The sequence below is a fragment of the Streptomyces sp. NPDC058812 genome (assembly GCF_042744565.1).
GTDB classification, from domain to species: domain Bacteria; phylum Actinomycetota; class Actinomycetes; order Streptomycetales; family Streptomycetaceae; genus Streptomyces; species Streptomyces thinghirensis.
Genome location: NZ_JBHYOB010000012.1, coordinates 14,150 through 40,296 on the forward strand (window position 1 = coordinate 14,150; position 26,147 = coordinate 40,296).

Genomic DNA, 26,147 nt, shown 5'->3' on the forward strand with positions numbered 1-26,147 from the left:
GGACCTCTCAGACAGCGTCCGTACGGTGCGAGACATGGGAACGAAGACAGTGGACGAGACCGGCGTGAAGACCGACGAGGACAAGACGGACGAGGCGACCAAGGCTCCTGAGAAGGCAGGGACCGAGACCGCCGACGCCGAGACCCCGGCCGGCGACGACGCCGGGACGGACGACGCCGGGACGGACGACGCCGCGGCCGAGGACGCCGCCGAGGACGACGCGGCCGGAGCCGCCGGGAACGAGGGCCCCACGGGCGTCGGCCAGGGCGCGGGCGCCGTCGTCTCCGCCGGGCTCGGCATCGTCTCGCTGACCGGCAGCTGGGTCGGCACCGTGGCCTCCGCCCGCGAGTCGCTGATCGGCCAGCTGGAGACGTCCTCGTCCTCCGACGTCGGCATGCTCATCGAGAAGGGCTACGGCAACGCCTGGCACGCCACCGCGCTGTGGGGCGGACTCTTCGCCCTGGTCGCGCTGATCGTCGGCGTCGTGGTGCTGGCCCGTCCCGCGTTCGGCGCGCCCGGCCGCCCGCAGGCCCCGTGGATCAAGTCGGTCGCCTGGGCGGGCGTCGCCCTCGGCGTGATCGGCCTGCTCCTCGCCGTCCTGAAGTACACGGACGTCCTGCTCGGGCTGCCGTCCACCGGCTGACCAAGCCCTCTGAGGGGTCTTAGGGCATCAGTGCGCCCCCAGCGCACGCCCTAAGACCCCTCACGCATGTCTAAGGCCCCACCCCCCGCCGAAGATGCGGAACTTACCCGATGTGGCGCACCCCCCTGGGAGACGAAGGTTGAGGCATCGCAAGCAAGCGAAGCCGAAGCCGAAGCCGAAACCGGCTCTCACCGAGGGACACGAGGGACACCATGTTCGAGTACGACATCCAGCAGACCCGTTCCGCCGAACTGATCCGCCGCGCCGATCAGGCCCGGCTGGCCCGCGAGGCCGTTCGCGCCCGTCGCGCCGCCCGCCGGGACGCGGCCAGGAACACCGCCGAGGCCGAGAGCCATAGCTTCCGCTTCCGGCGGCACCGGTTCACCCGGGCCGCGTGAGCGGCGTGAGCGGGGGGACCGGGGGGACCGGGGAGGGCGGCCGCACGGCCGCCCTCCCCGCCGTCGTGACCGCCGGCCCCCTCCGGAAAACCGGTGCCCCACTGTCGGACCCGCGTGCGATGCTCGCTTCCGTGGAGACCAGGTCCGTCAGTCCCGTGTTCGTCGGCCGTGCCGGCGAACTGGACACGTTGAAGGACGCGCTCGTGCGCGCCGACGCCGCCGAGCCGCAGGCGCTGCTGCTCGGCGGCGAGGCAGGGGTCGGCAAGACCCGCCTCGTCGAGGAGTTCGCCACCGCCGCGCGCGGGCAGGACGCCGTCGTCGCGCTGGGCGGCTGCGTCGAGATAGGCGCCGACGGCCTGCCCTTCGCGCCCTTCTCCACCGCGCTGCGCGCCCTGCGCCGCCAACTGCCCGGAGAGCTGGCCACCGCCGCCGCCGGGCAGGAGGAGGAACTGGCCCGGCTGCTGCCCGAACTGGGCGAGGGTGCCCCGGGCGGTGGCGGCCGGCACGACGAGGAGAGCATGGCCCGCCTCTTCGAACTCACCGCCCGCCTGCTGGAACGCGTCGCCGCCCGGCACACCGTCGTCCTCGTCCTGGAGGACCTGCACTGGGCCGACGCCTCCACCCGCCACCTGATCGCCTACCTCGTCCGCACCCTGCGCACCGGCCGCCTCGTCGTCCTGGCCACCTACCGCTCCGACGACATCCACCGCCGCCACCCGCTGCGCCCCCTGCTCGCCGAACTCGACCGGTTGCGCACCGTCCGCCGTCTCGAACTCGGCCGCTTCACCCGGGACGAGGTGGGCCGTCAGATCGCCGGCATCCTCGCCTGCGAACCCGACCCGCTCCAGGTAGACGAGATCTTCGAACGCTCCGACGGCAACGCCTTCTTCGTCGAGGAACTCGCCGTCGCCGCCCACGAGGGCTCCCGCACCGGCCTCACCGACTCCCTGCGCGACCTGCTCCTGGTCCGCGTCGAAGCCCTGCCCGAGAGTGCCCAGCGGGTCGCCCGGATCGTCGCCGAGGGCGGCTCCACCGTCGAGTACCGGCTGCTCGCCGCCGTCGCCCGGCTCACCGAGGACGACCTCATCGAGGCACTGCGGGCCGCCGTGAACGCCACCATCCTGCTCCCCGCGCCCGACGGCGACGGCTACCGCTTCCGCCACTCCCTGGTCCGCGAGGCAGTCGGCGACGACCTGCTCCCCGGCGAGCGCTCCCGCCTCAACCGCCGCTACGCCGAAGCCCTCGACGCCGATCCGACGCTGGTGCCCGCCGCCGAGCGGGTGATGCGCCTGGCCAGCTACTGGTACCACGCCCACGACCCCGCCAAGGCCCTGCCCGCCGTCCTGGACGCCTCCGTCGAGGCCCGTCGCCGCCACGCCTACTCCGAGCAGCTCCGGCTGCTGGAGCGCGCGATGGAGTTGTGGGACGCCGCCCCCGACGAGGTACGCGCCACCCTGCGCCCCGTCGACTACACCGAGGTCTACCCGCCCTGCGGCTGCGACCCCGCCACCAAGCCCCTGCGCTACCTGGACCTGATGGCCGAGGCCGCCGTCGCCGGGCGGCTGTGCGGGGAGCGCGAGCGCGCCATGAAGATCACCAAGCGGGCGCTGCGCCTGCTGGAGGAGGAGCAGGAAGCGGGGGCCGGGACGAGTACGAGCGGCCGGGACCCGCAGCGCGCCGCCTGGTTCTGGACGCAGCGTTCGCTGCTGGTCCAGGCGCAGGGCCGCGGCGACGGCTGGCGGGAGCTCGGCATCGCCCAGGAACTGGTCCGCGGCCTGCCGCCCTCCGAGGTGCACGCCGAGGTGCTGTCCATGGCCGCCAACTGGTCGATGCTCCACAACCCCGGCCCCGACGCGGTGACCGCCGCCGAGCGGGCCGTCGAGTACGCGCGCATGGTCGGCGCCGACGACATCGAGCTGAACGCCCGGCTCACACTGGGCGGCCTGATGGTCGACGCGGGGCACATCGAGGCAGGCCTCGCGGAGATGTACCAGGTGAGAGACCTGGTGGTGGCGCAGGGACGGGCCCCCGTGGTGGCCCGCAGCCACATCAACCTGCCCTCCGTACTGGAGAGCGTCGGCCGCTCCGAGGAGGCGCTCGGCATCCTGCGCGAAGGCGTGGAACTCACCCAGCGCATGGGCCTGCTGGAGTCCGAGGCCTTCGTGTGGGGCAATCTCGCCGAGTCGTCCATCTCGCTGGGCCGCTGGGACGAGGCGGTCGAGGCCGCGGTGCTGTCCGGCGCCCCGGGCCGCAGCGCCGCACCACGCGCCGGAGCCGCCCTCAAGCGGGCCACCGTGGCCCTCGCCCGAGGCGAGACGGCCGAGGCCGCCGCCCGGATCGCCGAGGCCCGCGCCGCCTACGGCACCCACGACACCATGCCGCAGTACCGGCTGCCGCTGGCCGCCCTCACGGTCGCCCTCGCCGCCGCCGAGGGCCGGATCCTCGACGCCCGCGCCGAACTCGGCCGGGCCCTGGACTTCGGCTTCCCGCCCGGCACCCAGCGCTACGGCTGGCCCCTGCTGCTGTTCGCGGCCGAGGCCGAGGCCGACGCCCGCGCGCTGCCGGCCGCCGAGGAGGGCCGCGCCGAGATCCTCCAGCGCCTCGCCAAGACCGCCAAGTCCCTCACCACGGGTGCCCCGGTGTGGCTCGCCCACGAGAAGTGGGTCCGCGCCGAACTCCACCGGGCCGAGGGCCGCGGCACCCCGGAGACCTGGTCGGAGGCGGTCACCGCCTTCGAGTGCCTGGAGCGGCCCTACGAACTCGCCCGCGTCCGGCACCGGCTGGCCGGCGCCCTGCTGGAGACCGGCGGCGAGGACGAGCGCGCCCGCGCCACGGAACTGCTCCGCCTGGCCCGCACGGTCGCCGACCACCTCGGTGCCCGCCCGCTGGCCGACGCGGTCGGCCTGCTCGCCCAGCGCGCCCGCCTCACGCTCGGCCGCGCCACCGAGCCGGCCGCCCCCGCCGACCGGGCCGAGGCCCTCGGCCTCACCAGCCGGGAACGCGACGTCCTGCGCCTGGTCTCCGACGGCCGCACCAATCGCCAGATAGCCGAGGAACTCTTCATCTCCCCGAAGACGGCCAGCGTCCACGTCTCCAACATCCTGGCCAAGCTCGGCGTCTCCGGCCGGGGCGAGGCGGCGGCGGTGGCCCACCGGCTGGCGCTGTTCCCGGCCGGACGGCTCACGTCCCGTTCCGCGGAGTGAGGCATACGCTGTAAGGGACGCCGACCGACGGAGGCTCCGTGTTCAACGCATTCGAGGAACTCTTCTCCCCCGGACGCAAGCACACCAGCGACGAGCAGAACCGTCTGGAACTGACCCGCGAGGACGTCGGCGACGGCGACGGCGACCCCGGCCACGGCCCGATAGACCTCACCTCGGGCAAGGTCGTCGTCCACCTCCCGCGCCCCACGGAGGCGGAGGAGGAGTGACGGCGCGGGCTACGTCACCCGCAGCTGCAGGATCCGGTCGTCGCCGTCCTTCGCGTCGCCCCGGCCGTCCGTGTTGCTGGTCATGAGCCACAGCTTGTCGCCGCCCGCCGGGACCACCGTGCGCAGCCGCCCGTACTCGCCCTCCAGGAACGCCTGCGGATCGGCCGCGGCCTCCGTGCCCTTCAGCGGGACGCGCCACAGCCGCTCGCCGCGCAGGCCCGCCATCCACACGGAGCCCTCGGCGTGGGCGATGCCGCTGGGGGAGGCCTCGTCGGTGCTCCACTGGGCGAGCGGGTCGTGGAACTCCGAGCCGTCGGACTCGCCCTCCGCCTCCGGCCAGCCGTAGTTGTCGCCCGGCTTGATCGCGTTCAGCTCGTCCCAGGTGTCCTGACCGAACTCCGAGGCGAACAGCCGCTGCTGGTCGTCCCAGGCCAGCCCCTGCACGTTCCGGTGGCCGTACGAGTACACCACGGAGTCGGGGAAGGGGTTGCCGGGCGCCGGCTCGCCGTCCGGCGTCATCCGAAGGATCTTCCCGCCCAGGGACTCCTTGTCCTGGGACAGGCCCGTGTCACCACTCTCACCCGTGCCCGCGTAGAGCATCTTGTCGGGGCCGAAGGCGATCCGCCCGCCGTTGTGGACGACGCCCTTGGGGATGCCCCGGAAGACCGTGTCCGGCGCGCCCAGCTGTTCACCGGACGGCCTCTTCTCGTCGTACCGCATGCGGACGACGCGGTTGTCGGAGGCCGAGGTGAAGTACGCGTAGACCATCCGGTCCGAGGCGTAGTCGGGGGAGAGGGCGATGCCGAGCAGGCCGCCCTCGCCGGCCGGAGACACCCCGGGCACCTCGCCCAGCTCAGTCTTCTTGCCCGTCTTCTCGTCGACCCGCGTGACCGTGGCCTCGTCACGGGAGGAGACCAGCAGGTCACCGCCCGGCAGCGGAGCCAGACCCCAGGGGCTCTTCAGCCCCGTGGTGACCGTACGGACGACCTTCACGGAGCCCTTCGCGGGCGGCGTCTCCTCGGCGGCCGAGCCCGAGGGCGGCGACTGCGCCGCCGTGCTGCTCGGGGAGGTGCTCGAGTCCGCGCCCGACGGGTCCCCGTCGTCGGAGGAGCAGCCCGCCGTCAGCAGCAGGGCGGCGGTGGCCAACACGGCCGTCACGGCTCGACGTTGCACGATCATGGTCGACATGGTCCCTTCGACGCGGCGGGTTCTCCTTGTCATACACCGCACGCGCCCCCCAAGTTCCCGATCGCCGAGTCCCGAACCCGGCAATCGCACGCGCGTCACTCCCACGACCCCTGCGCCGCCGGCAGCTCACGCACCTCGGCCAGGTCCCGCTCGGTCAGCCGCAGCCGTGCCGCCCCCGCGTTCTCGGTCACCCAGCGTTCCTGCTTGGTCCCCGGCACCGGTACCACGTGCTTACCCTGCGCCAGCACCCAGGCCAGCGCCACCTGCGCCGGTGTGACGCCGTCGCCGTGCCGGGCCGCGATCCGGCGCAGGCCGGCCACGATCGGCTGGTTGGCCGCCATCATCTCGGCGGTGAAGCGGGGGTGCCGGGCGCGCAGGTCCTCCGGCTCGAAGCCCTGCCCGGGGGTCAGCGTGCCGCTCAGGAAGCCGTTGCCGAGCGGCATCGCGGCGAGGAAACCGACCCCGCGCGTCACGCACCACGGCAGCAGCGTCCGCAGCGCCTCCGGCGACCACACCGACAGTTCCGCCTCCACCGCGCTCACCGGGAAGACCTGCTGCACCCGCTCCAGTTGCCGGATCGTCGCGTCGTGGAGCCGGGCCCCCGGACGCCGGGCCGACCGCGCGCCGACCGCGCAGAGCCCGAGGGCCCGTACCTTCCCGGCCCGGACCAGCTCCGCCATCGCGCCCCAGGTCTCCTCGACGGGTATCTCGGGATCGGCACGGTGCAGTTGGTAGAGGTCGATGACGTCCGTCTGCAGCCGGCGCAGTGAGGCGTCGCAGGCACGTTTCACATAGCCGGGGCGGCCGTTGGCCACGATGTGCTGATCGCCCACCAGCAGGCCGACCTTGGTCGACACGAAGGCGTCGGACCGCCGCTCCTTCAATACTCGTCCCAGCAGCAGCTCGTTGGTGAACGGGCCGTACATGTCCGCCGTGTCCAGCAGGGAAACACCCAGGTCGAGGGCCCGGTGCACCGCCCTGACCGACTCTTCCCCCCGCTGCCGCGACGCGCTGTACGCCCAGTTCATCGGCATGCACCCCAGTCCGACGGCCCCCACCGCGAGCGCCGTCGCGCCGATCGTCCTGCGCTCCACCGGTCGTGACCCTCCCTCGTCAGGCCACCCAACCTAACCTCTGCCCTTCCGCGCCCCTGACATAGCCTCCTGACCATGACTCCTGACGTGTGGCTGCCCATCCCGCCGGACGAGATCGAGGGCCTCCCCGAGGGCCCCGCCTACCGTTACTGGAACGGCGAGGAGGACTTCCCCGCCGACCCCGCCGACTGCGCGTACTACGTCGTCCCCTACATGAAGCCCAGCGGGATCGGCATACGCCCGCTGCCGGGGATGCGCTCCGTCCAGGTCGTCCAGACGCTCTCCGCCGGCATCGACCACGTGGAGCCCGGGCTGGGGCACCTGCCCACGGGCGTACGGCTGTGCAACGCGCGCGGCGTGCACGAGGCCAGTACCGCGGAACTCACCCTGGCCCTGATCCTGGCGTCGCTGCGCGGCGTCCCCGACTTCGTCCGGGCGCAGGACCGGGGCGAGTGGCTCGGCGGGTTCCGGCCCGCGCTCGCCGACCGGAAGGTGCTGATCGTCGGGTACGGCTCGATCGGTGCCGCGATCGAGGACCGGCTCGTGCCCTTCGAGGTCGCGCCGGTGGTGCGCGTCGCGCGCTCCGCCCGCACCACGGCGCGCGGCCCGGTGCATCCGCTCACCGAACTCCCCGCCCTGCTCCCGGAGGCGGACGTCGTCGTCATCTCCACGCCGCTCACCGAGGCCTCCCGCGGCCTGGTCAACGCGGACTTCCTGGCCCGGATGAAGGACGGCGCCCTGCTCGTCAACGTCGCGCGCGGTCCCGTCGTCGACACGAAGGCGTTGCTCGCCGAACTGGAGAGCGGGCGCCTCACCGCCGCCCTCGACGTGACCGACCCCGAACCGCTGCCGCCGGGCCACCCCCTGTGGCAGGCTCCGGGCGTACTCGTCAGCCCCCACGCCGGGGGGCCGACCTCCGCGTTCCTGCCGCGCGCCAAGCGGCTGCTGGTGGACCAGTTGAGCCGTTTCGTGAACCAGGAGCCGTTGCGCAACGTGATCCTGACGACGGGCGTGTAATCCGTTCCAGGTACCCTCCGCAACCCCCCGGATGCGGTGGGTACGCGCATATCCGCTGGTCGTCACGGAGCGTAGAGAACCTATGTCCCTGAGTGACGAGACTGGTGTATCGTCCGACAGGGGATGCGCCGCGCACGGTTCGGCGCCGGGGATGGACATCTCAGACTGTGAGGGGGGCGACGGGCGATGCACGGCCTATGGACGAACAACCCGACGCGGCGAAGCCGCCGCCGGCGACCCTGGCGCACGACCACGACCGCGCGCAGACGGGGGCAGCACGGCCGGCCCGGCGGCCACCACGGTCGGTGCGGCCCTCACCAGCGCCGGGTGAGCGGCCGCAAGAGGCAGGCCCAGCCGCCGCACCGGGGCCCGCGGGACACGGGGGCGGCGCGGACCGGGAGGCCCCGGTGAGTCCGCCGCCCCCCGTGCCGACTCTGGACGGAGCGCTGCGGACGCAGCAGCCCCCGCCCCGACCGCTGCTGCCCCGGCCGCCGGCCGCCGCCGGCGGACCGACCTTCGTCCGTCAGCTCGTGCTGGCCCTGATCTGCGCGGGATACGCCGTCGGTTCCGCGCTCGGCTGGGGCTCGGACCACGTCGCCAAGATCATGGGCGACTTCGGGCTGAGCGCCGCCGCGGGCGCCGCCGCCGTCTCCTGCCTCCTCTACGCCCGTGGGCCCCGGGTCCGGTTCCGACCGGCCTGGCTGCTGTTCGCCCTCTCCTCGGCGATGGCGTCCCTGGGCAATCTGGTCTGGGGGTGGTACGAGGTCGTCCTGCGGCAGCCGGTGCCCAGTCCCAGCTACGCGGACCTGTTCTTCCTGTGCTTCGCGCCGCCCGCCATCGTGGGGCTGCTGGTGCTGGCCAAGCGTCCGGTGACGAAGGCCGGCTGGATCTGCCTGGGCCTGGACGCCTGGCTGATCGGCGGTTCGCTGCTGACCCTGGCGTGGAGCCTGGCGCTCGCCCAGGCGGCGAAGGCCGAGGGCGGTTCCAGCGTGGCGCACTCCGCGCTCTCGGTGGCCTACCCGCTGCTCGACATCGCTCTCGTCAGCATGGTGCTCGCCCTGCACTTCCGGCGGTCGCCCGTCTGCAGATCCGCCGTCAACACCGCCATCGGCGCGCTCGCCCTGACGGTGGTCTGCGACGCCCTGTTCACTTCGCCGCTGCTGCACAACAGCTACCGCTCCGGCCAGTTGCTCGACGCGGGCTGGTTCGCCGGCTCACTGCTGCTCGCGTACGCCCCCTGGGCCGCTTCCCGGCACGGGCGGCCGTCGGACGAGGAAGGACCCGGCGGACACACGCGCGTGGTGCGCGAACACGTGCCCGGGCAGCGCGGCACCGGTCACCGGCCCGCACCCACGCCGGTGGCGGCGTCCGGTGGTGAGCGCGGCCGCTTTCCGGCCTCCCGGCCCATCGCCGGGTCGCTGGCCGCGCTCACGCCGTATCTCGCCGCCGCGGTCTGCACCCTGGGCATCCTCTACAACGTGCTCAACGGCCGCAGCGTCGACCGCGTGGTGTTGCTGACCGGCGGCACCGTGGTGCTCGCGCTGGTCGTGCGACAGGGCATCATGCTGCTCGACAACATCACCCTCACCCAGGAACTGGCCCAGAAGGAGAACCACTTCCGCTCCCTGGTGCAGGGCTCCAGCGACGTCATCATGATCGCCGCGCCCAACGGCATCCTCCGCTACGTCTCCCCGGCCGCCGCCGGGGTCTACGGAAGCCCCGCCGAGGAACTCGTGGGCAGCGAACTGGCCGGTCTCATCCACCCGGAGGACCTCGGCTGCGTGGTGCACGAGGTGCGCCGGTTCCTCGCCGCGAGCCCGGTCGAGGAACCCACCACGCGCATCGAGTGCCGCTTCCGCTCCGGGGACGGCGGCTGGCTCAACGTCGAGTCCACCGTCAACCGCCACCACGGGGGCCTGATCTTCAACAGCCGGGACGTGACCGAAAGAGTGCGCCTCCAGGCGCAGCTCCAGCACAACGCCGAACACGACCCGCTGACCGACCTGCCCAACCGCGCCCTGTTCACCCGGCGCGTCCAGCAGGCCCTGTCCGGCCGCCGTGCCTCCGACCGCGGCGCCGCCCTGCGCGGCACGGCGGTGCTCTTCATCGACCTCGACGGCTTCAAAGCCGTCAACGACACCATCGGGCACCAGGCCGGCGACGAGTTGCTCGTGCAGGCCGCTCGCAGACTCCACGAGGCCGTCCGCAAGGGGGACACCGCCTCCCGGCTGGGCGGCGACGAGTTCGCGGCCCTGATCGTCGGGGACGGCGCCCGGGACCGGTCCGCCCGCGAGGGCCACATCATGGAACTCGCCGACCGTCTCAGGATGACGCTCTCGCAGCCCTACCTCATCGACGGCAACGATGTCCGTGTCAACGCCTCCATCGGGGTCGCCTTCGCCGAACCGGGCCTCGGTGCGGGCGAGCTGCTGCGCAACGCCGACCTCGCGATGTACCGCGCCAAGGCGGGCGGCAAGGGACGCGTCGAGCTGTACAGACCGCAGATGCAGCAGGACGTCGTACGCAAGGCCGAGCTGGCCACGCGCCTGCGGGCCGCGCTGCACGACGGTGAGTTCGCGCTGCTGCACCAGCCGGTGGTCTCCCTGACGGACGGCCGGATCACGTCGGTCTGCGCCCAGGCGCGCTGGCGCTCCTCACAAGGGGTGCTGTTCACCCCCGCCGAGTTCCTGCGCGTGACCGAGGACGGCGACAAGACCGCCGAACTGGACCGCTGGGTGCTCCAGGAGGCCGTCGAGCAGGCCGCCGAACGCGCGGCGGCCGGGCTGTCGGCGGCCATCGCCATACGCATCGGCGCCCGTCGGCTGCTGGACCGCTCCATGCCGCTGGGATCGGTGGAGGCCCTGCTGACCCGGCACGGACTGCCCCCGGGCTCACTTGTGATCGAACTGTCGGACATCGACCCACGGGTCGGCCTGGACGAGCTGGACCGCCGGCTGAACGCCCTGCGAAGGGTCGGCGTCCGCATCGCCCTGGACGGCTTCGGCAACGGCTACGCGGCGATCACCGCGCTCCGGCGCCTCCCCGTGGACGTCCTCAAGCTCGACCGCGGCCTGATCGAGGGCGTCGTGGAGTCCGCGCGGCTGCACAAGATCACCAGTGGTCTGCTGCGCATCGCCACCGACCTGGGGCTGAAGTCCGTGGCCGACGGGGTGGACCTGCCCGAGCAGATCGTCGCTCTGCGCGCGATGGGCTGTACGCACGGGCAGGGCATGGCGTTCTCCGGGCCGCTGGACGAGTACCGGCTGCGCAGAGCGCTCAAAACCGGCCACTACCCGGTGCCGCACGGACCGGCCGAACCGGCCTTCGCGGGCGGCGGCGCGGGGGTGTACTCCAAGGGCGTCGGCACGGGCGGTGGTACTCCCGGAATGCCCGCCGTCCTGGGCGGTGGCACGGCCCTGCGCTCACATGATGAGACTCCCGTCCCACCCACTTGACAGTGGGTGCGTGCCGGGGGGAGGGTCAGTGCCATGCGCACCCGAATTCTCGTACTTGGAAAGCGCGTCGGCTGAGCTGGTGATGTCCGGACCGACCCGGACTCCCGGCGACCCACACCCGACGCGCTCCCCTCGCTTGCCTTATGGCACGAGGGGTTTTTTGTTGCACCAGCGCCGCTGAGCAACAGAGACACACCGCTCGAAACCTCGCAAAAACCCCAGCTCCAAAGCATCAGACCCTCAGCATCAAAACCCTCAGCATCGAGAAGAGAATGCCGATGACCGAGCAGGCCACCGGGGCCCATCACCCGCAGCCGCGGCCCCGATCCGGAGGACAGTCCGCCCCCGAGCACGTCACGGGTGCGCAGTCCCTCATCCGCTCTCTCGAGGAGGTCGGCGCCGACACGGTATTCGGCATTCCCGGCGGTGCGATCCTTCCGGCGTACGACCCGCTGATGGACTCCACCAGGGTGCGCCACGTCCTGGTCCGCCACGAGCAGGGCGCCGGCCACGCGGCCACCGGCTACGCGCAGGCCACCGGCAAGGTGGGCGTCTGCATGGCGACCTCCGGGCCCGGTGCCACCAACCTGGTCACCCCGATCGCCGACGCGCACATGGACTCCGTGCCGCTGGTCGCGATCACCGGCCAGGTGGCGTCCTCCTCGATCGGCACGGACGCCTTCCAGGAGGCGGACATCGTCGGCATCAGCATGCCGATCACCAAGCACAACTTCCTCGTCACCAAGGCCGAGGACATCCCCCGGGTGATCGCGCAGGCGTTCCACATCGCCTCCACCGGCCGCCCGGGCCCGGTCCTGGTCGACATCGCCAAGGACGCCCTCCAGAAGAAGACCACCTTCTCCTGGCCGCCGGTCATGGACCTGCCCGGCTACCGCCCGGTCACCAAGCCGCACGCCAAGCAGATCCGCGAGGCGGCCAAGCTCATCACCGCCGCGAAGCGCCCCGTGCTCTACGTCGGCGGCGGCGTCCTCAAGGCGCAGGCCACCGCCGAGCTGAAGGTCCTCGCCGAACTCACCGGAGCGCCCGTCACCACCACCCTGATGGCGCTCGGCGCATTCCCCGACAGCCACCCGCTGCACGTGGGAATGCCGGGCATGCACGGTGCGGTCACCGCCGTCACCGCGCTGCAGAAGGCCGACCTGATCGTCGCCCTCGGAGCCCGCTTCGACGACCGCGTCACCGGCAAGCTGGACAGCTTCGCCCCGTTCGCCAAGATCGTCCACGCCGACATCGACCCGGCCGAGATCGGCAAGAACCGCGCCGCCGACGTGCCGATCGTCGGGGACGCCCGCGAGGTCATCGCCGACCTCGTGCAGGCCGTCCAGAAGGAGCACAGCGAGGGGAACCAGGGCGAGGCCGCCGCGTCGAGGTATGCGGCCTGGTGGAAGGACCTCAGCCGCTGGCGCGACACCTACCCCCTGGGCTACGACCAGCCCGAGGACGGATCGCTCTCCCCGCAGCAGGTCATCGAGCGCATCGGGCAGCTGGCGCCCGAGGGCACGATCTTCGCGGCCGGCGTCGGCCAGCACCAGATGTGGGCCGCGCACTTCGTCCAGTACGAGCAGCCCGCCACCTGGCTGAACTCCGGCGGCGCCGGAACCATGGGCTACGCCGTCCCGGCCGCCATGGGCGCCAAGGCCGGAATGCCCGAGCAGGCGGTCTGGGCGATCGACGGCGACGGCTGCTTCCAGATGACCAACCAGGAACTCACCACCTGCGCCCTGAACAACATCCCGATCAAGGTCGCCATCATCAACAACGGTGCCCTCGGGATGGTCCGCCAGTGGCAGACCCTGTTCTACAACCAGCGGTACTCCAACACCGTGCTGCACTCCGGCCCGGACGCCGACGGCGCCGCGTCCATCAGCGGCTCCGCCGCGGGGCCGAGCGCCGGCACCCGGGTCCCCGACTTCGTGAAGCTGTCGGAGGCCATGGGCTGCTACGCCATCCGCTGCGAGTCCCTGGACGACCTCGACAAGGTCATCGAGGAGGCGAACTCCATCAACGACCGCCCCGTCGTCGTCGACTTCATCGTCCACGAGGACGCGATGGTCTGGCCGATGGTCGCCGCCGGCACCTCCAACGACGAGATCATGGCCGCCCGGGACGTCCGCCCCGACTTCGGTGACAACGAAGACGACTGAGAGCCGTCAGGACTTTCAAGCAGAGGAAGCAGATCATGTCCAAGCACACGCTCTCCGTCCTGGTGGAGAACACGCCCGGCATCCTCGCCCGGATCGCCGCCCTGTTCTCCCGCCGCGGCTTCAACATCGACTCGCTCGCCGTCGGCGTCACCGAGCACCCCGACATCTCCCGCATCACCATCGTGGTGAGCGTCGAGGAGTTCCCGCTGGAGCAGGTCACCAAGCAGCTCAACAAGCTGGTCAACGTGCTCAAGATCGTCGAGTTGGAGCCCACCCAGGCCGTCCAGCGCGAACTCGTCCTGGTGAAGGTGCGCGCCGACAACGAGACGCGCTCCCAGATCGTCGAGATCGTCCAGCTGTTCCGCGCCAAGACCGTCGACGTCTCCCCGGAGGCCGTCACCATCGAGGCCACCGGCAGCAGCGACAAGCTGTCCGCCATGCTCAAGATGCTGGAACCGTACGGCATCAAGGAACTCGTCCAGTCCGGCACGATCGCCATCGGTCGCGGCGCCCGTTCGATCACGGACCGCTCGCTGCGCGCACTCGACCGGTCCGCATAACGACGGAAACGGGCGGTCGCGCACACCGCCGGCCGCCCGCATTCCGAGACCCCGAAACTTCCCTTCCCCTCACCGGCATACGGTGGGACGCAACACCTGCACACAAGGAGAGAACCCAGTGGCCGAGCTGTTCTACGACGCCGACGCCGACCTGTCCATCATCCAGGGCCGCAAGGTCGCGGTCATCGGGTACGGCAGCCAGGGCCACGCCCACGCCCTGTCGCTGCGCGACTCCGGCGTCGACGTGCGCGTCGGTCTGCACGAGGGCTCCAAGTCCAAGGCCAAGGCCGAGGAGCAGGGCCTGCGCGTGGTGAGCCCGTCCGAGGCCGCCGCCGAGGCCGACGTCATCATGATCCTCGTCCCGGACCCGATCCAGGCCCAGGTCTACGAGGAGCACATCAAGGACAACCTGAAGGACGGCGACGCGCTGTTCTTCGGCCACGGCCTGAACATCCGCTACGGCTTCATCAAGCCCCCCGCCGGCGTGGACGTCTGCATGGTCGCCCCGAAGGGCCCGGGCCACCTGGTGCGCCGTCAGTACGAGGAGGGCCGCGGCGTTCCCTGCATCGCCGCCGTCGAGCAGGACGCCACGGGCAACGGCTTCGCGCTGGCCCTGTCGTACGCGAAGGGCATCGGCGGCACCCGCGCCGGCGTCATCAAGACGACCTTCACCGAGGAGACCGAGACCGACCTGTTCGGCGAGCAGGCCGTCCTCTGCGGTGGCACGGCCGCGCTGGTCAAGGCGGGCTTCGAGACCCTGACCGAGGCCGGTTACCAGCCGGAGATCGCCTACTTCGAGTGCCTGCACGAGCTGAAGCTGATCGTGGACCTCATGTACGAGGGCGGCCTGGAGAAGATGCGCTGGTCGATCTCCGAGACCGCCGAGTGGGGCGACTACGTCACCGGCCCGCGGATCATCACCGACGCCACCAAGGCCGAGATGAAGAAGGTCCTCGCCGAGATCCAGGACGGCACGTTCGCCCAGCAGTGGATGGACGAGTACCACGGCGGTCTGAAGAAGTACAACGAGTACAAGCAGCAGGACTCCGAGCACCTGCTGGAGACCACCGGCAAGGAGCTGCGCAAGCTCATGAGCTGGGTCGACGAGGAGGCGTAAGCCTCACGCCCGAGGGGCCGGAGCGAAGCCGCTCCGGCCCCTTCGGCGAACCACGGGTAACGTCGCACGTGCGGCGTTGTCCAACCCGTCCAGCCACGGACGGGTGATCCTTCCGCCAAGGCGCAGGACGCCCGCCGCCGCGCCACTAGACTGCTGAACAACATACGCGTCAGGCCCACAGCGTCGTGCGTCTTCCACGCGGCTAGCAAACCTCCACCGCATGCGGCCGTCGGGACGGCCGTCCGCATTGGACTTGTGAGGACTCACGTGAGCTCGAAACCTGTCGTACTCATCGCTGAAGAGCTGTCGCCCGCGACCGTGGACGCGCTTGGCCCCGACTTCGAGATCCGCCAGTGCAATGGCGCGGACCGGGCCGAACTGCTCCCCGCCATCGCCGACGTGGACGCGATCCTGGTCCGCTCCGCGACCAAGGTCGACGCCGAGGCCATCGCCGCCGCGAAGAAACTCAAGGTCGTTGCCCGCGCCGGTGTCGGCCTGGACAACGTCGACGTCTCCGCCGCCACCAAGGCCGGCGTGATGGTGGTCAACGCCCCGACCTCCAACATCGTGACCGCCGCCGAGCTGGCCTGCGGCCTGATCGTCGCCACCGCCCGCAACATCCCGCAGGCCAACGCCGCGCTCAAGAACGGCGAGTGGAAGCGCAGCAAGTACACCGGCGTCGAGCTGGCCGAGAAGACCCTCGGTGTCGTGGGCCTCGGCCGCATCGGGGCCCTCGTCGCGCAGCGCATGTCGGCCTTCGGCATGAAGGTCGTCGCCTACGACCCCTACGTGCAGCCCGCGCGGGCCGCGCAGATGGGCGTCAAGGTGCTGTCGCTGGACGAGCTGCTCGAGGTCGCCGACTTCATCACCGTCCACCTGCCGAAGACCCCCGAGACCCTCGGCCTGATCGGCGACGAGGCGCTGCGCAAGGTCAAGCCGAGCGTCCGCATCGTCAACGCCGCGCGCGGCGGCATCGTCGACGAGGAGGCGCTGTACTCGGCGCTGAAGGAGGGCCGCGTCGCGGGCGCCGGCCTGGACGTGTACGCCAAGGAGCCCTGCACGGACTCGCCGCTGTTCGAGTTCGACCAGGTGGTCTGCACCCCGCACCTCGGCGCCTCCACCGACGAGGCCCAGGAGAAGGCCGGCATCGCCGTCGCCAAGTCGGTCCGCCTCGCCCTCGCCGGTGAGCTGGTCCCGGACGCGGTCAACGTCCAGGGCGGCGTCATCGCCGAGGACGTCAAGCCCGGTCTGCCGCTCGCCGAGCGCCTCGGCCGCATCTTCACCGCGCTCGCCGGTGAGGTCGCCGTCCGCCTCGACGTCGAGGTCTACGGCGAGATCACCCAGCACGACGTGAAGGTGCTGGAACTCTCCGCCCTCAAGGGCGTCTTCGAGGACGTCGTCGACGAGACCGTGTCGTACGTCAACGCCCCGCTGTTCGCCCAGGAGCGCGGCGTGGAGGTCCGGCTGACCACCAGCTCGGAGTCCCCGGAGCACCGCAACGTCGTCACCGTGCGCGGCACCCTCTCGGACGGCGAGGAGGTGTCGGTCTCCGGCACGCTGGCCGGCCCCAAGCACCTCCAGAAGCTCGTCGCCGTCGGCGAGTACGACGTCGACCTCGCCCTCGCCGACCACATGGTCGTCCTGCGCTACGAGGACCGTCCCGGCGTCGTCGGCACCGTCGGCCGCGTCATCGGTGAGGCCGGCATCAACATCGCCGGTATGCAGGTCGCCCGCGCGACGGTCGGCGGCGAGGCGCTCGCCGTGCTGACCGTCGACGACACGGTGCCCTCCGGGGTGCTGGCGGAGGTCGCGGCGGAGATCGGCGCGACGTCGGCCCGGTCGGTGAACCTGGTCTGACGTCGCCGTGTCCGGGGGCTCCGCCCCCGGACCCCCCGTTCGCCCTGAACGGGCTCGTCCTCAAACGCCGGACGGGCTGACTCGATCAGCCTGTTCGGCGTTTTCCGTGGGCGCCTCCGGACGGACCCTGATGTGCCGCAGGCCCACCGCCGCCAGTCCCGCCGCCCCGACGAGCAGCAGCGCCCCCGCGATCGCGGCGCCCTGCATGCCGTCGGTGAACGCCTCGCGTGCCGCCGTCGCCAGGGCGTCTCCCGCGCGCCCGGGGAGTTCGGCGGCGACGGCCAGTGCGCCGCCCAGCGTCTCCTGGGCCGGAGCGGGCGCGTCCGACGGCATGCCGTGGTGGTAGAGGGCCGTACCGATGGAGCCGAGGGCGGCCATGCCCAGGGCGCCGCCGAACTCGGTACCGGTCTCCAGCAGGGAGGACGCCGCCCCCGCCTTCTCGACCGGCGCCGAGCCGAGGGCCAGGTCGGTGAGCAGGGACATCACGATGACGATGCCGACGGCGAGGACGCCGGACCCGGCCAGCACCAGCCACAGCGAGTCCGTGCCGGCCAGGGCCAGCAGTCCGTAGCCGCCCGCCGCGATGACGAAGCCGGCCGTCACGACGTACGCGCGCTCGACGCCCCGCTGGACCAGCTGGGCGGCGACCGGTGCCGCGGCGCCGATGAGCACCGACGGCAGCAGGCTCCACAGCGCCGCCTCCAGCGAGCTCTTGCCCAGGACCGACTGGAGGTACTGGGTGGTGAAGTACGCCGAGCCCATCATCCCGAAGGCCGACAGGGTGTTGAGCGCGAGTGCCGGGGTGAAGCCGTGCCCGCGGAAGAGGGCCGGTGAGATCATCGGCGCGGCCGACGCGCGCTGGCGCTGCACGAACAACGCCGCGAACAGCAGACCGACGGTGATCGACACGACGTACCGGACGTTCCAGCCCTCGGCGGCCAGTTCCTTCAGCCCGTAGATCACCGGCAGGACCGCCGCCATCGAAAGCGGCACGCTCAGCAGGTCGAAGCGGCCGGGGGAGGGGTTCTTCGACTCGGGGAGCAGTACCGGTCCGAGAACCAGCAGCAGGGCCATCGCGGGCAGGTTGACCAGGAAGACCGAGCCCCACCAGAAGTGCTCGACGAGAACGCCGCTCATCACCGAGCCGAGCGCGATCCCGGCCGTCATCACCCCGGACCACAGCCCGATCGCCTTCGCCCGCTGGGCGGGGTCGGTGAACATCGTGCGGACCAGCGCCATCGTGGTCGGCATCAGCGTCGCGCCGCCGATGCCGAGGACCGCGCGGGCCGCGATCAGGGTCTCGGCACTGTGCGCGTAGGCCGCGAGCAGTGAGGCGGCGCCGAAGGCGGCCGCACCGATGAGGAGCAGCCTGCGGCGGCCGATGCGGTCGCCCAGTGAGCCCATCGTCATCAGCAGGCCGGCGAGGACGAAGCCGTAGATGTCGAAGATCCACAGCTGCTGGGTGCCGCTCGGGTCCAGGTCCGCGCTGATCTGCGGGATCGCGAAGTAGAGGACGGAGACGTCCATCGAGACCAGGAGGAGCGGGAGCATCAGCACGGTCAGCGCGGTCCACTCGCGGCGGCCGGCGCGTGGCGGGTTCGGTGTCATGCCGAGGACTGTACGTACGTCTTATACGCTTGTCTAGAACGACTGTATATGACGACTGTATAAGACGGCCGTATGGACGTGTGGGTAAGGTGGCGCCATGGGACACCGTGAGGATTTGCTGGAGGGCGCCAAGCGCTGCCTGCTCGCCAAGGGGTTCGTGCGCACGACGGCACGCGACATCGTCAAGGAGTCGGGGACCAACCTGGCGTCCATCGGCTACCACTACGGATCGAAGGACGCGCTCCTCGCTCAGGCCTACGTGGCGATGGTCGAGAACATGTCCGAGGCCTTCGACGGCGAGATCGACGGCGAGCCCGGCTCGTTGGAGCGATTCACCTCGGTGTGGTCGAACATCATCGGCACCATGCGCCGGCCGGGCTCGATGTGGCGCCTCAGCATGGAGGTCGTGGCCATGGGCGATCAGCTGCCCGAGGTGCGCGACCATCTGGCGCGGGCCCAGCGGGACGGCTCGCGCGGGTTCGTCGCCCTGTTCACGGGCGCGCGCGAGGAGGACGTGCCGGACGAGGTCGTGGACACGCTCGGCACCTTCTACACGACGCTGATGATGGGCGTCATGGCCCAGTGGACCTTCGACCCGAAGTCCGCCCCCGAGGCGGCCCAGCTCACGGACGGCCTGCGTCAGGTGGTGGAGGCCGCTACAGGCGGTACGCCTTGAGCGCCATGTGGAGCAGCAGCCGGTCCTCGCCGTCGTCCAGGTCCAGGCCCGTGAGCTGTTCGACGCGGGAGAGGCGGTAGTACAGCGTCTGGCGGTGGATGCCCAGCTCGGCGGCGGTGCGGCCGGCCTGGCCCGCGCAGTCGAGGTAGACCTCGGCGGTGCGGGTCAGTTCGCGGTGGGCGGGGGAGAGCAGCACCTGTACGGCGGGATCGTGGGCCGACCGCGGCGGCAGCGCGGTCAGCAGGCGGAAGGCCCCGATGGACGTCCACTCGGCGACCGGGCCGAACCGGTTCTCGGCGCGTGCCGCCCGGGCCGCCGCCGACGCCTCCCACCAGGCCGCCCCCAGCTCCGCCAGCCCGGTGCGCGGCGCGGAGAGCCCGGCCGCCGCGGTGCCCGCGGCCCCGCTCGCGCCCCGCGCCCGCTCCAGCAGCCGCCCCGCCGCCGACGTCGCCGGGGTCAGTACGTCCACCGAGCGCAGCCGGACCAGCAGCGCCAGTGACTGGCCCGCCGACCCCCACGGCACCGTGCACAGCGCCGTCGCCCCCGGCACCGTACGGACCGAGGGCGCGTCGTCGGGACCGGCCGACGGCCAGGGGGCGACGCAGACCACCGCGTGCGGGGTGTCCGCGCGGGAGCCGAGGGCGCTGCGCAGTTCCGCCACGGCCATGTCCCGCTGCCAGTCGCGCTCGGCGGTCAGCACCGCCCGCAGCTCCCGGCTCAGGTCGGCGCCGTGCTGTGCCTCGTCCGCGAGCAGCGCGCCGATCCGGGCGGTGACCTCCATGGCCGCCGCCAGCTGCCGGTCGGTCGGGCCGGGGTCGGTGTCCAGCAGCCACACGTAGCCGAGGACGACACCCCGATGGCGTACCGGCAGACATGTGCGCCCCCGGTACACCCCCGCCTCCGGGGTCGGCGGAATGCGGACCGGGCCCCTCGCGCGGGTGATGCCGAAGCCCTCGAACCAGGCCCGGACGGCGGCGGTGGAGCGCCGGGTCAGGATCGAGCGGGTGCGTACCGGGTCGAGGGCGGACGGATCGAGGTCGCCCTCGCTGTCGTAGGCGCCGAAGGCGATCAGCTCGAAGTCGCGGTTCTCCAGGGTCGCGGGGGCGCCCAGCAGCTCGGAGATCTCGTCGACCAGCTCCTGGTAGTCATCCTTGGAATCCGACATCACCCGGGCATTCTGCCGCATTTGCGCGCCCTTCATACATCTGTCTGAGATCTGCGGCACGGATGCGTGACAGCTGTCGATGGCCGACGATCGGGTGGATCCTTAGATTTCACGGTGGTTCTCCGTGCCGTCCCCCGTTCGTCGGGCAACGGCCTCGTGTTGGTTGGTAAGTGGAGGTGCCCCGTGCTGGGTCCCGTGATTCTCGCCGCGTCGCGCAGCGACCGGATGCGCCGCCTGGTCTCGGCCGCGCCCGTGACCAAGCCGGTCGTCGACCGGTTCATCCCCGGCGAGACGGTCGACGAGGTGCTGCCGATCATCCAGGGCCTCACCGACCAGGGTCTGGAGCTGACGATGGACGTCGTCGGCGAGGACATCACGAACCCCGCGCAGGCCGAGGCCGCCCGCGACGCCTACCTGGAGCTGGTCGACCGGCTGAAGCCGCTGGACCTCGGCGGGCGTGCCGAGATGTCGGTGAAGCTGTCCATGTTCGGCCAGGCGCTGGACGGCGGCCACGAACTGGCCCTGAAGAACGTCCGCCCGGTCGTCGAGGCCGCCGCCGAGGTCGGCACCACGGTCACGCTCGACGCCGAGGACCACACCACCCTCGACTCGATGTTCGCCATCCACGAGGAGCTGCGGAAGGACTTCCCGCAGACCGGCTGTGTCATCCAGTCCTACCTCTTCCGCACCGAGGCCGACGCGCGCCGGCTCGCCGACAACGGCAGTCGCGTACGGTTGGTGAAGGGCGCCTACAAGGAGCCCGCCGAGGTCGCGTACCAGCAGCGCCACGAGATCGACAAGGCGTACGTGCGCATCCTGCGGACGCTGATGGAGGGCGAGGGCTACCCGATGATCGGGTCCCACGACCCGCGTCTGATCTCCATCGCGCAGGAGCTGGCCCGTACCGCCGGGCGCAAGCTCGACGAGTACGAGTTCCAGATGCTGTACGGCATCCGCGGCGACGAGCACCTGCGGCTGGCCGCCGAGGGACACCGCATGCGCGTCTACACCGCCTACGGCACCGACTGGTACGGCTACTTCATGCGCCGTCTGGCGGAGAAGCCGGCCAACCTCCGGTTCTTCGCCCGCTCGATGGTCAGCAAGGGCTGAGCCCACCCGCTCGCAAGACCGCTCAGTTAAAGGAGTTACGGAACCCATGGACGCTGTGACCCAGGTCCCCACCCCCGTCAACGAGCCGGTGCACGGCTACGCCCCCGGCTCGCCCGAGCGTGCCCGTCTGGAGGCCAAGCTCAAGGAGCTGGCCGACAACCCGGTCGACCTGCCCTGCACCATCGGTGGCGTCAAGCGGATGGGCGGCGGCGAGCGCTTCGACGTCGTGCAGCCGCACAACCACAAGTCCCGCCTGGGCACGTACGCGAACGCCACCCAGCAGGACGCCCAGGACGCGATCGACGCCGCCCTGGCCGCCGCCCCGGCGTGGCGCGCGATGTCCTTCGACGACCGCGCGGCGATCATCCTGCGCGCCGCCGAGCTGCTGTCCGGCCCGTGGCGCGAGACCATCGCCGCCTCCACCATGCTCGGCCAGTCCAAGACGGCCCAGCAGGCCGAGATCGACAGCCCCTGCGAGCTGATCGACTTCTGGCGCTTCAACGTCCACTACGCCCGCCAGATCCTCGCCGAGCAGCCCCCGGCCAACTCGCCGGGCGTGTGGAACCGCATGGACCACCGCCCGCTGGAGGGCTTCGTCTACGCGATCACGCCCTTCAACTTCAGCGCGATCGCGGCCAACCTGCCCACCGCGCCCGCACTCATGGGCAACGTGGTGGTCTGGAAGCCGTCCCCGACGCAGACCCACGCCGCCGTGCTGCTGATGCAGCTGCTGGAGGAGGCCGGGCTGCCCAAGGGCGTCATCAACCTCGTCACCGGCGACGGCATCGCGGTCTCCGAGGTCGCCCTGGAGCACCGCGACCTCGCGGGCATCCACTTCACCGGCTCGACCCCGACCTTCCAGCACCTGTGGAAGACGGTCGGCAACAACATCGCCAAGTACCGCACCTACCCGCGCCTGGTCGGCGAGACCGGCGGCAAGGACTTCCTGGTCGCCCACCCGAGCGCCGACCGCGCCGTGCTGAAGACCGCCCTGACCCGCGGTGCCTTCGAGTACCAGGGCCAGAAGTGCAGCGCCACCTCCCGCGCGTACATCCCGGCGTCCATCTGGAACGACGGCTTCAAGGAGGAGTTCGCCGCCGAGGTCGACTACCTCACCATGGGTGACGTCACCGACCTGTCGAACTTCATGGGCGCCGTCATCGACGAGCGGTCCTTCGCCAAGAACAAGGCCGCGATCGACCGCGCCAAGGCGGACGACACCTGCACCATCGTCGCGGGCGGCTCCTACGACGACTCGGTCGGCTACTTCGTGCGCCCGACGGTCGTCGAGTGCTCCGACCCGGAGAACGAGGTGTTCCGCACCGAGTACTTCGGCCCGTTCCTCGCCGTGCACGTCTACGACGACAGCAAGGCCGACGCGTACGACGAGATGCTGACCCAGATGGAGTCCGTCTCCGACTACGCCCTCACCGGCTCGGTCATCTCGGGCGACCGCGCCGCGGCGGCGTACACGATGGAGAAGCTGCGCTACGCGGCCGGCAACTTCTACATCAACGACAAGTCGACCGGTGCCGTGGTCGGCCAGCAGCCCTTCGGTGGCGGCCGTGCCTCCGGCACCAACGACAAGGCCGGCGCCCCGCAGAACCTGATGCGCTGGACGCTGACCCGCGCCATCAAGGAGACGCTGGTCGCGCCGACCGACTACACGTACCCGCACATGGGCTGACGCCCGTGGAACAACGCCCGACGGGCCAGGTCACCCGACCTGGCCCGTCGGGCGTTTTCGCAGGTCGGGCACGTGTGACCGAGTGCACCGTCTCAGATAGTAGGAAGTCCGAGTAATTGTGGAGACAGATGCTCCGTGCTCCCTTAACTTTGTAGGAGCCGAACGTCCCGCTCGATCGAGCGAATGGCGGTCGTGAGCCGGGCCCCGTGCAGGCAACCCCTGCGGCACCGTGCTTCCCGCCCCTTCCGGCGTCTCCCCTTCCACTCGCTTTCCGCGCTGCCCGCGTGCCGAAGGAGTCGATTCCCATGGCCGAGACGACCGTCCGCCGCCGAGTCCGCCACCTCTCCCGCACCAGTGACTCCGACCGCAAGAACGCGGCCGCCGCCCTCCAGCGCGCCCTCGACCGCCGGGACAACGGCGGCGTCACCGGCCACTGAGCCGGGGGTGACAGGCCGGCGTCCGCATGTCGGACGCCGCATGTCATCCCGTGGGACGAGGGGTAGGGTGCCGTCATGTCTCGCAGCCTCAATCTCGCAGTGATTCCCGGTGACGGCATCGGCCAGGAGGTCGTGGCCGAAGGTCTCAAGGTCCTCTCCGCCGTCCTTCCGCAGGATGTGAAGCTGGAGACCAAGGAGTTCGACTTCGGCGCCCGGCGCTACCACGCCACCGGTGAGACCCTCACCGACGCCGACCTCGACGCCCTCAAGGCGCACGACGCCATCCTGCTCGGCGCGATCGGCGACCCGTCGGTGCCGTCCGGCGTCCTGGAGCGCGGCTTCCTGCTCAAGCTCCGCTTCGCCTTCGACCACCACGTCAACCTGCGGCCGAGCAAGCTCCTGCCCGGCGTCGCCACCCCGCTCGCCGGCCAGCCCGAGATCGACTTCGTCGTCGTCCGCGAGGGCACCGAGGGTCCGTACACCGGCAACGGCGGCACCATCCGCAAGGGCACCGAGCACGAGGTCGCCACCGAGGTCTCCGTCAACACGGCCTACGGTGTCGAGCGCGTGGTCCGCGACGCCTTCGCCCGCGCGCAGGCCCGCCCGCGCAAGAAGCTCGCGCTGATCCACAAGAACAACGTGCTGACCTTCGCGGGTCACCTGTGGACCGACGTGTTCAACGAGGTGGCCGCGGAGTACCCCGAGGTCACCACCGAGTACATGCACGTCGACGCGGCGACGATCTACCTCGTCACCCAGCCCGAGCGCTTCGACGTGATCGTCACCGACAACCTCTTCGGCGACATCATCACCGACCTCGCCGCGGCCGTCTCCGGCGGCATCGGCGTCGCCGCGAGCGGCAACATCAACCCCTCCGGCGACTTCCCCTCGATGTTCGAGCCGGTGCACGGCTCCGCGCCCGACATCGCCGGCCAGGGCAAGGCCGACCCCACCGCCACGGTGCTGTCCGTCGCCCTGCTGCTGCGCCACCTCGGCTACGAGGACGAGGCCACCCGCATCGAGGACGCGGTCTCGGCCGACCTCGGCGAGCGCGGCGACAAGTCCGCCCGCTCCACCTCCGAGATCGGCGACGCACTCGCCGTACGAGTAGCCGGCTGACACCCGCCGCGCCACTCGATCGAAACCGTTTCGAAGCCGCCGGGTCCCAAAACAAGGCACCCGGCGGCTTTCTCCTGCGTCCGCCAGGTGCGACCATCGAACCCTGGGCCGCATTCACCCCGTTTCAGCCATCGCCACCCGCGCGCGATAATCGAACGCGAAGCCGCGACATGAGGGAATGCTCGGACGTCCTAGCACCGGCCACCGGCCGTACGGGCGTGACCGCGGCCCGTCACGACAACCGGTGAAGGACATCAACCCATGACGACGCCCATGATCGAGCTCAAGCCCTCCGCCAACCCGCTCTCCGACACGGAGCGTCAGGCGATCCTGGCCAACCCCGGGTTCGGCCGCCACTTCACCGATCACATGGTGACGGTCAAGTGGACCGAGGGCCGAGGCTGGCACGACGGTCAGCTCGTTCCGTACGCCCCGCTCTCCCTCGACCCGGCCACCATGGTCCTGCACTACGCGCAGGAGATCTTCGAGGGACTGAAGGCCTACCGCCGCCCCGACGGATCCGTCGCCACCTTCCGTCCGGAGAAGAACGCGCAGCGCTTCCAGGCCTCCTCGCGCCGGCTCGGTATGCCGGAGCTGCCGGTGGAGACGTTCATCGAGGCGTGCGACGCGCTGGTGCGGCAGGACCAGAACTGGGTCCCGGCGCACGGCGGCGAGGAGTCCCTCTACCTGCGCCCGTTCATGATCGCGACCGAGGTCGGTCTGGGTGTGAAGCCGGCCAACGAGTACCTCTTCATCGTCATCGCCTCCCCGGCCGGCGCCTACTTCCCCGGCGGGGTCAAGCCGGTCTCCATCTGGGTCTCCGAGGACCGGGTCCGCGCCGTCCCCGGCGGCATGGGCGACGCCAAGACCGGCGGCAACTACGCCGCGTCGCTGCTCGCGCAGGCGGAGGCGGCGGCGAAGGGCTGCGACCAGGTCTGCTACCTCGACGCGGTCGAGCACCAGTGGGTCGAGGAACTCGGCGGCATGAACCTGTACTTCGTCTACGGCGCTGGGTCCAATGCAAAGCCTGTGATCGTCACCCCGACCCTCACCGGCTCCATCCTGGAGGGCGTCACCCGCGACTCCCTCCTCACCGTCGCCCGCGACCTCGGCTACGAGGCCGAGGAGGGCCGCGTCTCGGTCGAGCAGTGGCAGCGCGACTCGGAGAACGGCACCCTCACCGAGGTCTTCGCCTGCGGTACCGCGGCCGTGATCACCCCGGTCGGCACGGTGAAGCGGGCCGGAGCCCAGTGGCAGCAGAGCGGGGGCGAGCCCGGCGAGGTGACGCAGCGTCTGCGGAGCGCTCTGCTGGACATCCAGCGCGGTACCGCCGAGGACAAGCACGGGTGGATGCACCGGCTGGTGTGAGGCGCCCGGCGCTGGGGCGTGCGTTGCCGGGGGCTCAGCCCCCGGCCCCCGCC

20 protein-coding genes are annotated in these 26,147 nt (G+C 71.3%); 16 read left to right on the forward strand and 4 right to left on the reverse strand.

The window, feature by feature from the left end; all coding sequences use genetic code 11:
* The first annotated feature begins 34 nt into the window (after positions 1 to 34).
* The 4 genes from ACFW48_RS24095 (at position 35) to ACFW48_RS24110 (ending at position 4,471) form a co-directional block, all read left to right on the forward strand.
* Complete coding sequence (locus ACFW48_RS24095) at positions 35 to 643, forward strand: hypothetical protein (RefSeq protein WP_386317758.1); 609 nt, start codon at positions 35 to 37, stop codon at positions 641 to 643.
* A gap of 212 nt (positions 644 to 855) precedes the next feature.
* Positions 856 to 1,041 (forward strand): hypothetical protein, encoded by a 186-nt coding sequence (locus ACFW48_RS24100; RefSeq protein WP_386317760.1) that lies wholly within the window; start codon positions 856 to 858, stop codon positions 1,039 to 1,041.
* Positions 1,042 to 1,160: 119 nt separating this feature from the next.
* The gene (locus tag ACFW48_RS24105) at positions 1,161 to 4,244 is read left to right on the forward strand and encodes an AAA family ATPase (RefSeq protein WP_386317762.1); all 3,084 of its coding nucleotides are present in this window, start codon (positions 1,161 to 1,163) and stop codon (positions 4,242 to 4,244) included.
* A gap of 38 nt (positions 4,245 to 4,282) precedes the next feature.
* Positions 4,283 to 4,471, forward strand: a complete 189-nt coding sequence (locus ACFW48_RS24110) for a DUF6191 domain-containing protein (protein WP_386317764.1) — start codon at positions 4,283 to 4,285, stop codon at positions 4,469 to 4,471.
* 9 nt (positions 4,472 to 4,480) lie between these two features.
* Here ACFW48_RS24110 and ACFW48_RS24115 read toward each other — a convergent pair whose 3' ends face one another.
* The gene (locus ACFW48_RS24115; protein ID WP_386317765.1) at positions 4,481 to 5,650 is read right to left on the reverse strand and encodes a PQQ-dependent sugar dehydrogenase; all 1,170 of its coding nucleotides are present in this window, start codon (positions 5,648 to 5,650) and stop codon (positions 4,481 to 4,483) included.
* A 104-nt stretch (positions 5,651 to 5,754) separates the two neighbouring features.
* The gene (locus ACFW48_RS24120) at positions 5,755 to 6,753 is read right to left on the reverse strand and encodes an aldo/keto reductase (protein WP_386317767.1); all 999 of its coding nucleotides are present in this window, start codon (positions 6,751 to 6,753) and stop codon (positions 5,755 to 5,757) included.
* Between the two features lie 75 nt (positions 6,754 to 6,828).
* Here ACFW48_RS24120 and ACFW48_RS24125 point away from each other — a divergent pair, with 75 nt between their 5' ends.
* The 6 genes from ACFW48_RS24125 (at position 6,829) to serA (ending at position 16,924) form a co-directional block, all read left to right on the forward strand.
* Complete coding sequence (locus ACFW48_RS24125; RefSeq protein ID WP_386317769.1) at positions 6,829 to 7,770, forward strand: 2-hydroxyacid dehydrogenase; 942 nt, start codon at positions 6,829 to 6,831, stop codon at positions 7,768 to 7,770.
* 407 nt (positions 7,771 to 8,177) lie between these two features.
* Positions 8,178 to 11,225: a putative bifunctional diguanylate cyclase/phosphodiesterase gene (locus ACFW48_RS24130; RefSeq protein WP_386317771.1), complete on the forward strand. Its 3,048-nt coding sequence runs from the start codon at positions 8,178 to 8,180 to the stop codon at positions 11,223 to 11,225.
* 272 nt (positions 11,226 to 11,497) lie between these two features.
* A complete protein-coding gene (locus tag ACFW48_RS24135) occupies positions 11,498 to 13,390 on the forward strand; it encodes an acetolactate synthase large subunit (protein ID WP_386317773.1) in 1,893 nt (630 codons plus the stop codon).
* A gap of 35 nt (positions 13,391 to 13,425) precedes the next feature.
* Positions 13,426 to 13,950 carry an acetolactate synthase small subunit gene (ilvN, locus tag ACFW48_RS24140; protein WP_121749334.1) on the forward strand — a complete coding sequence of 175 codons (525 nt, stop codon included), beginning with the start codon at positions 13,426 to 13,428 and terminating at the stop codon, positions 13,948 to 13,950.
* A gap of 118 nt (positions 13,951 to 14,068) precedes the next feature.
* The gene (gene ilvC, locus ACFW48_RS24145) at positions 14,069 to 15,067 is read left to right on the forward strand and encodes a ketol-acid reductoisomerase (RefSeq protein WP_386317775.1); all 999 of its coding nucleotides are present in this window, start codon (positions 14,069 to 14,071) and stop codon (positions 15,065 to 15,067) included.
* Between the two features lie 267 nt (positions 15,068 to 15,334).
* Positions 15,335 to 16,924: a phosphoglycerate dehydrogenase gene (gene serA / locus ACFW48_RS24150; protein ID WP_386317777.1), complete on the forward strand. Its 1,590-nt coding sequence runs from the start codon at positions 15,335 to 15,337 to the stop codon at positions 16,922 to 16,924.
* Between the two features lie 60 nt (positions 16,925 to 16,984).
* Here the strand turns inward: serA and ACFW48_RS24155 are convergent, their stop codons facing one another.
* A complete protein-coding gene (locus tag ACFW48_RS24155; protein WP_386317779.1) occupies positions 16,985 to 18,532 on the reverse strand; it encodes an MFS transporter in 1,548 nt (515 codons plus the stop codon).
* Between the two features lie 97 nt (positions 18,533 to 18,629).
* Between ACFW48_RS24155 and ACFW48_RS24160 the strand changes: the two genes are divergently transcribed.
* Positions 18,630 to 19,208, forward strand: a complete 579-nt coding sequence (locus ACFW48_RS24160) for a TetR/AcrR family transcriptional regulator (protein ID WP_386317781.1) — start codon at positions 18,630 to 18,632, stop codon at positions 19,206 to 19,208.
* Here the strand turns inward: ACFW48_RS24160 and ACFW48_RS24165 are convergent.
* A complete protein-coding gene (locus ACFW48_RS24165) occupies positions 19,189 to 20,394 on the reverse strand; it encodes a PucR family transcriptional regulator (protein WP_386317783.1) in 1,206 nt (401 codons plus the stop codon). The genes ACFW48_RS24160 and ACFW48_RS24165 overlap by 20 nt on opposite strands.
* Positions 20,395 to 20,556: 162 nt before the next feature.
* Between ACFW48_RS24165 and ACFW48_RS24170 the strand changes: the two genes are divergently transcribed.
* The 5 genes from ACFW48_RS24170 (at position 20,557) to ACFW48_RS24190 (ending at position 26,094) form a co-directional block, all read left to right on the forward strand.
* A complete protein-coding gene (locus ACFW48_RS24170; protein WP_386317785.1) occupies positions 20,557 to 21,483 on the forward strand; it encodes a proline dehydrogenase family protein in 927 nt (308 codons plus the stop codon).
* Between the two features lie 46 nt (positions 21,484 to 21,529).
* Positions 21,530 to 23,170, forward strand: coding sequence for an L-glutamate gamma-semialdehyde dehydrogenase (gene pruA / locus ACFW48_RS24175; RefSeq protein WP_386317787.1), 1,641 nt, complete (start codon positions 21,530 to 21,532; stop codon positions 23,168 to 23,170).
* A 305-nt stretch (positions 23,171 to 23,475) separates the two neighbouring features.
* Positions 23,476 to 23,607, forward strand: a complete 132-nt coding sequence (locus ACFW48_RS24180; protein ID WP_386317789.1) for a hypothetical protein — start codon at positions 23,476 to 23,478, stop codon at positions 23,605 to 23,607.
* Between the two features lie 75 nt (positions 23,608 to 23,682).
* Positions 23,683 to 24,726: a 3-isopropylmalate dehydrogenase gene (locus ACFW48_RS24185; protein ID WP_386317791.1), complete on the forward strand. Its 1,044-nt coding sequence runs from the start codon at positions 23,683 to 23,685 to the stop codon at positions 24,724 to 24,726.
* A 261-nt stretch (positions 24,727 to 24,987) separates the two neighbouring features.
* Positions 24,988 to 26,094, forward strand: a complete 1,107-nt coding sequence (locus ACFW48_RS24190; RefSeq protein ID WP_386317793.1) for a branched-chain amino acid aminotransferase — start codon at positions 24,988 to 24,990, stop codon at positions 26,092 to 26,094.
* Positions 26,095 to 26,147 lie beyond the last annotated feature (53 nt).